The following is a 5,885-nucleotide window of genomic DNA, read 5'->3' as shown; positions in this document are numbered from 1 at the left end:
GAATAGATCTGAAAGAATTGAAAGAAAAGAAAAACGTTGCTACTGGCAACGGAAACATATCACTCGAATCCGTGGGAGAAAAAGCTTACAAAATTTTCGTAACACTCGATGAAGGAGAAAAACAAAAGCGCCTGAAAGAGTTCTTTGACATTATAATCAATGGTTTTGAAATCCATTCCTCAACGGAAAGCTGGAGCGTGTCGCCTGTGTTTATAGTAATTGCTACAACAAAGCTACCAGTGACACTCTTCAATCCTTACGTTAGGCTGAATGGCGGGAAAATAGACATAGAATCAATAACAAAAATTGCAGAGGAGAATACAAACGTTATAGATTACAAGATCTGGGGAATGCCATTCATTTTAAAAGGTAACGTGGATAAACTTTGTGAAGGGCCAAAAGATTTGAGCAATTGGATAAATGATGTTGTTGGAGGGAAAGGAAATTCATGAAGCTGTTAAGAATAGGGATTAAAGCATCAACTGGTCATTTCGCCATCCCTTTTCTCATATTCGAAAGAAAAACGTTCCCTATTCCGATGTATTCAACTGCGATCGGATTCGTTTGTAATATTCTCGGTGATGAAGCAAAAATAAATCAATTTTTGAGCTCAGGATTTTCTATAGCAATTGTCGGAGATCACGATGGTGTGGTGGAAGAGTACACCTGGTTTAGAAATCTGTCAAAGGAGTCTCATATAACAAAGTTTGGGTATTCTTTGAACAGAGAGATAAACAACGAAATAGAACATCCTGGGGGGCAACTACCGGTTAAGATTCAAACACTCATAAATCCGAGGATAAACCTGTTTCTTAAAGCAAAAGAAGACATACTTGAAATGATAAGAGAATCTTTTGAGAATCCTCGATACACTTCTCGACTACATCTTGGAAGATCAGAAGACGTTGTGGATGAGGTTGCAGTTGAACTGGTTAATTGTGAAAAAAAGCAAGTTTTCAATACGAACGGTTATACATGGATCCCTTCGCCCGAGTTTGCAGATGAAATAAGTGATTCCTATGAAGAACTTTACAAAAAAATAGTAGGGTCCGCTTACAAGGTATCCTCTGTTTACACCGCTCGAAACAACAAGAGAGTCTTCAAGTTTATCCACGCCAAACTCTACTGCGGAGCAATTCCCATGATTAAATTCAAAATCCCTGAGGTTCTATCTTGGAACAATACACCTCTTTTTCTCGGTAGGATACAACTTCCTAAATGAAGGGGGATAGGTATGCCCATACTCGCTAAAAGTAATGGGATTACCCTTGGAGAGCATGTAAAGGATGTTCTAAAGGCACTGGACAAATTTTTAATAGAGCCAGAGTTGAAAGAGTTTGTGAAGAAAGTGATCTTTTACCACGATTTAGGAAAGGTATCGTATGAGTTTCAAAAGAAAGTAGGGGGCAATGTCCCGGAAGATGGTATACCAGAAGTGCCACACAGTTTCTTGAGTATAGCTTTCATACCAGAAAACACTCTCAAGGAAATGGGAGAAAGCCTTTCAAGAGTTTTTCTCTCTGCGGTTCTCTATCATCATTGGCGCGAAACCTATCTTGATTATCTGTTTGGTAGCAAACAAGAAAACGTGCGTAGAGCTTTCAAGAGGCTTCTAGAGATAGGAGATAGGTTGGTTCGTATGGTCAAAGAGGAAATGAAGGATCTCCAAGATATAGAATGCGATATAGAACTGAACAGGCCGTTGTGTGAGTATTTATCACAAAACACGATTTTTGATAGTGGATTGGTTCTTCCTCCTTATTTGATTTCTCTGCTTCCAAGCATAATTCTCAAGGAATTGAACCTGAAAGACGATGTTTACAAACATTACATTTTTGTCCTAGGTACGGTTATGAGGGCAGACAGATTCGCTTCCTGCGCTGAAGAAATAGGAAAAAAGGAACTTTTAGAAAGATCGGATATAGAATTTAAAAAGGATACGCTTGAGGTAGTTGAAAACGATCTGAAGCAAAAATACGATAAAATATGGCAATCAGACGTTTTGGAAGACATAAGAGGAGAAAACACCGTTCTTGTCGCTCCTACAGGCGCTGGAAAGACAGAATTTGCTTTGATGTGGAGCAGAGGTAAGACAATCTTTACACTTCCTTTTCAGAGTGCAACAAACATGATGTACGAGAGAGTAAAGAAATATTTTGGAGAAGAAAGTGTGGGCCTTCTCCACTCCGATGCAGCCATTCACTTGTTCCTTACGAACTTTTACAGAAGAGATTTTGAAGACAGAGAAGGAGAAGTTCTAGAAATTGTAGAGCAATCGAGATTCTTTTCTTATCCATTTGTTGTGGCAACAGGAGATCAGATTTTTCCTGCTACATTGAAGTATCCTGGCTATGAAATGATTTATTCAGTGATGGCAAGATCTTTCCTAGTGATAGACGAAATACAGGCTTACTCTCCCGAAGCAGCTGCAATAATTGTTAAAACTGTTGAGGACGTAAGGACTCTCGAGGGAAAATTCTTAATAATGACAGCCACCCTTCCTGGATTCATTAAAGACGAAGTTGTAAGGAGGACAGATCTGAGTGAGAAAAATATGAAGGATGTCTATGATAGTATTCCTCAAGGAAGACTGCGTCGAAACGTTCTAAAACTCAAAGATTCTTCTGATCCCACAGGAGAGGCGCTTGAATTCTTTGAAAAAGGTTGGAAAGTTTTAGTCGTTAGAAACACAGTGAAGAAAGCAGTTGAAACCTATCAAAAACTTGCAGAGAAACTTGGAAAAGATAGAGTTTTTCTCGTTCATTCCCGTATGACTTTAGAAGATCGAAAGGGCATCGAATATGTTCTGGAAAACTATAGACCGGGAATGAATGGAGAAAGTATCATACTGATAGCAACCCAGGTCGTTGAAGCATCCATGGATATAGACTTCGATATTCTACTAACAGATGTAGCACCGGCGGATTCCTTGGTGCAAAGAATGGGAAGGATTTTCAGAAAGAGAGAATGGATCGAGGATGCACCAAACACCTTTATTTACATAGGAAAGAATAAAAAGGAACTTATGAACCTAATCAAAGGAGTCTACAGTGAAGACATCGTATTAAACACCCTAAAAGCTTTATCTGAAGAAATTCTAGGTGAGGAGAAAGATATCAAGTATCTCTCTAAAAACCAGCCTTTTTTCATGAACGAGTTGCAAAAGAGAAGATGGGTGGAAAAAACCTACGAGAAGCTCCACGAAGAAAGTGCTTACATGAAGAAATTTCGCGAAACACTCGATGTGTTGGACAGCGGTTATTCATCGGAGAAAAAACACGAAGCTTACAGGATTTTCAGAAGGATATCATCTACGAGTATTATCCCGGAGAATTTGAAGGAGAATCTCGTAGAAGAGCTGAAAAGCGTCAGCAGTTACCTTGAATTTCGACAGATTACAGCAAGATACCTCGTTGATGTTCCGCTTTATAGCGTAGATAAATCTCTGCTTGAACCTCTGGAAATAGAGACGGAGAACGATCAAGTTCTGAGATGGGCGAGCACACTTTATGTGTTGAAGGGAAGTAAATATGAGAAGGGGTTAGGAGTTTTTCTGAAGGAGAAATAAACGTGGAGGAACTTGATATACTGAATGTCTCAGGTACCATGATTTCCTATTATTTTACCTGCAAGAGAAAACTCTGGCTGTTTGCCAAAAATATCGATATGGAACAGCCACAACCAACGACAGACCTCATAATTGGGAAGTTGTTGAATTTCAAAAGCTTTAAGCGAGAGAAATACAAAGAAATAGAAATCGAGGATTGTGTTATAGATTTCATTACCTTCCGTGGGGAGATAATAATCCATGAGACAAAAAAGAGCAAAAAGTTTGAAGAAGCACATATCTGGCAAACAAAGTATTACATGTTTGTTTTGAGGAAATACGGGTTAGACGTCACTCACGGCGTGATTCACTATCCCAAACTAATGAGAAAAGTGGAAATAAACTTTGAGAAGGATGATGAAGAAAGAATAAGAAACGCTTTATTTGAGATAAAGCAAATTATAGCTGAGAAGATCCCACCGCCTGTGTTGAACAAATCCTTCTGCAAAAGATGTTCGTATTACGAGCTGTGCTATGTGTAGGTGATTCTATGGGAAGAAATTATTATATCTTCTCCTCTGGAAGGATAAAAAGACGCGAGAACACTATCCTGATAGAGTACCAGAAAAATGGTATGCAACAAAGAAAATTCATACCAGTAGAAAACGTTGATCAGATATTTCTTTTAGGGGAAGTTGATCTGAATTCGAAATTCCTAGATTTTGTTGCTAAAAACAATATCGTTCTTCATTTTTTCAACTACTATGGATACTACACTGGATCTTTCTACCCAAGAGAAAAATTCATCTCAGGGGAGTTATTGGTAAGACAAGTCGAGCATTATCTAAACGTTGAAAAAAGATTAACCTTAGCAAGAAAATTCGTAGAAGGTGCTATTCACAATTTCAAACGAAACATCGAAAAAAGAGGCTTCGATATCACCGATAAGATATCCGAGTATCTGGAAAAAATAAAGTATGCAAGAACTGTCCCAGAGCTCATGAGTTGCGAGGCTCATGCCAGGAAACTCTATTACTCCACCTGGGAAAAGATAACAGGCTGGCCGTTCGAAGGAAGAAGCATACAGCCTCCCCTAAATGAACTGAATGCTCTTATCTCTTTCGGAAATTCTCTTACATATTCTATTGTTTTAAAGGAGCTTTACTATACACATCTGAATCCGACAATCAGTTATCTCCATGAACCAGGCACTAAGAGATTTTCTCTTGCTCTTGATATAGCGGAGATATTCAAACCAATGTTTGTTGATAGAATAATATTCAAACTCATAAATCTTGGAAAGATCGATCGAAAGAAACACTTTCTTCAGGAGGCAAAAGGAGTATTTCTAAATGAAGAAGGTAGAAAAATGTTCATAGAAGAATTCGAAAGCATGCTTCAGCAAACAATTCTCCATAGGAAACTGAAAAGAAAAATCAAATATCAATCCCTCATAAGGTTGGAAGCCTACAAAATTATAAAGCATTTACTCGGTGAAGATGAATATAGACCTCTTAAAGTGTGGTGGTGATAGTGGTAAAGGTTATCCTGGTTTACGATATTTCTACAGAGACTAAAGAAGGTATCAAACGCTTAAACAAGGTAAGAAAAATCGCCAGAAGGTATCTTGACCATATACAAAAATCTGTCTTTGAAGGTGAATTAACAGAAGGAGAAATCGAAAGATTAAAATTCGAATTATCGCGTGTCATTGATAAAGACGAAGATTTCGTGATAATCTATAAAATGCCACCCTCCATTACGATGGAAAGAGACTTCTTGACAAACACAGATGATCCTTCGTCAAATTTCATCTAGACAAAACTGGAGGTTTGACACAAAACTTGTTCAAGAAAATGAGGCTTCTGTGCTTTTTTACTACAAAAACAACTGCGGTTTTTATCGTCCTAAGAGGAATATGAACGTGGACGAATTTTTTTCAATACCGGCAACATCACACCGTTTTTATCGTCCTAAGAGGAATATGAACATAGCAAGCTCAATCTTGCTGTCTTCGATCCTGAGAGTTTTTATCGTCCTAAGAGGAATATGAACCAGTAAGATTCAATCTCAAAAGTGCGGGAACAATACGTTTTTATCGTCCTAAGAGGAATATGAACAAAAGGAACTTGACGACTTCGGAAAATGGTATAGCAGTTTTTATCGTCCTAAGAGGAATATGAACGCTTCAACGCGAAAGGTGCTCCTAAAAATGTGAAACAGGGCATAGACCTTGTGAAGCGACATACGTTGCACATTCTTAAAACTTGTACAAATACTTTGAAAGAGATACAATTGTATCAGTGGAAGAAAGATGCACAAGGCAACATTTTAGACG

Annotated in this window: 5 protein-coding genes, 1 pseudogene and 1 CRISPR repeat array; all 6 genes and pseudogenes read left to right on the top strand. The window is 38.2% G+C overall.

What is annotated here, in order from left to right; all coding sequences use genetic code 11:
- A pseudogene (locus J7K79_RS03825) lies at positions 1 to 452 on the top strand (type I-B CRISPR-associated protein Cas7/Cst2/DevR); the annotation flags it as partial.
- The gene (gene cas5b, locus J7K79_RS03820) at positions 449 to 1,222 is read left to right on the top strand and encodes a type I-B CRISPR-associated protein Cas5b (protein ID WP_296905352.1); all 774 of its coding nucleotides are present in this window, start codon (positions 449 to 451) and stop codon (positions 1,220 to 1,222) included. The pseudogene J7K79_RS03825 and the gene cas5b, both read left to right, overlap by 4 nt.
- A 12-nt stretch (positions 1,223 to 1,234) precedes the next feature.
- The gene (gene cas3, locus J7K79_RS03815) at positions 1,235 to 3,568 is read left to right on the top strand and encodes a CRISPR-associated helicase Cas3' (RefSeq protein ID WP_296905350.1); all 2,334 of its coding nucleotides are present in this window, start codon (positions 1,235 to 1,237) and stop codon (positions 3,566 to 3,568) included.
- Between the two features lie 2 nt (positions 3,569 to 3,570).
- Positions 3,571 to 4,089, top strand: a complete 519-nt coding sequence (gene cas4 / locus J7K79_RS03810; protein WP_296905348.1) for a CRISPR-associated protein Cas4 — start codon at positions 3,571 to 3,573, stop codon at positions 4,087 to 4,089.
- Positions 4,090 to 4,097: 8 nt separating this feature from the next.
- A complete protein-coding gene (gene cas1b, locus J7K79_RS03805; RefSeq protein ID WP_296905346.1) occupies positions 4,098 to 5,078 on the top strand; it encodes a type I-B CRISPR-associated endonuclease Cas1b in 981 nt (326 codons plus the stop codon).
- Positions 5,075 to 5,365, top strand: coding sequence for a CRISPR-associated endonuclease Cas2 (gene cas2, locus J7K79_RS03800; RefSeq protein ID WP_296905344.1), 291 nt, complete (start codon positions 5,075 to 5,077; stop codon positions 5,363 to 5,365). The genes cas1b and cas2 overlap by 4 nt, the downstream gene beginning before the upstream one ends.
- Positions 5,366 to 5,442: 77 nt before the next feature.
- Positions 5,443 to 5,732: direct repeats of the CRISPR family, unit length 29 nt; unit sequence GTTTTTATCGTCCTAAGAGGAATATGAAC.
- Between the last annotated feature and the right edge of the window lie 153 nt (positions 5,733 to 5,885).

It is taken from the genome of Thermotoga sp., from assembly GCF_021162145.1.
Lineage (GTDB): Bacteria > Thermotogota > Thermotogae > Thermotogales > Thermotogaceae > Thermotoga.
The sequence above is the reverse complement of the archived record's forward strand: the minus strand, read 5'-3'. Positions and strand labels throughout refer to the sequence as shown.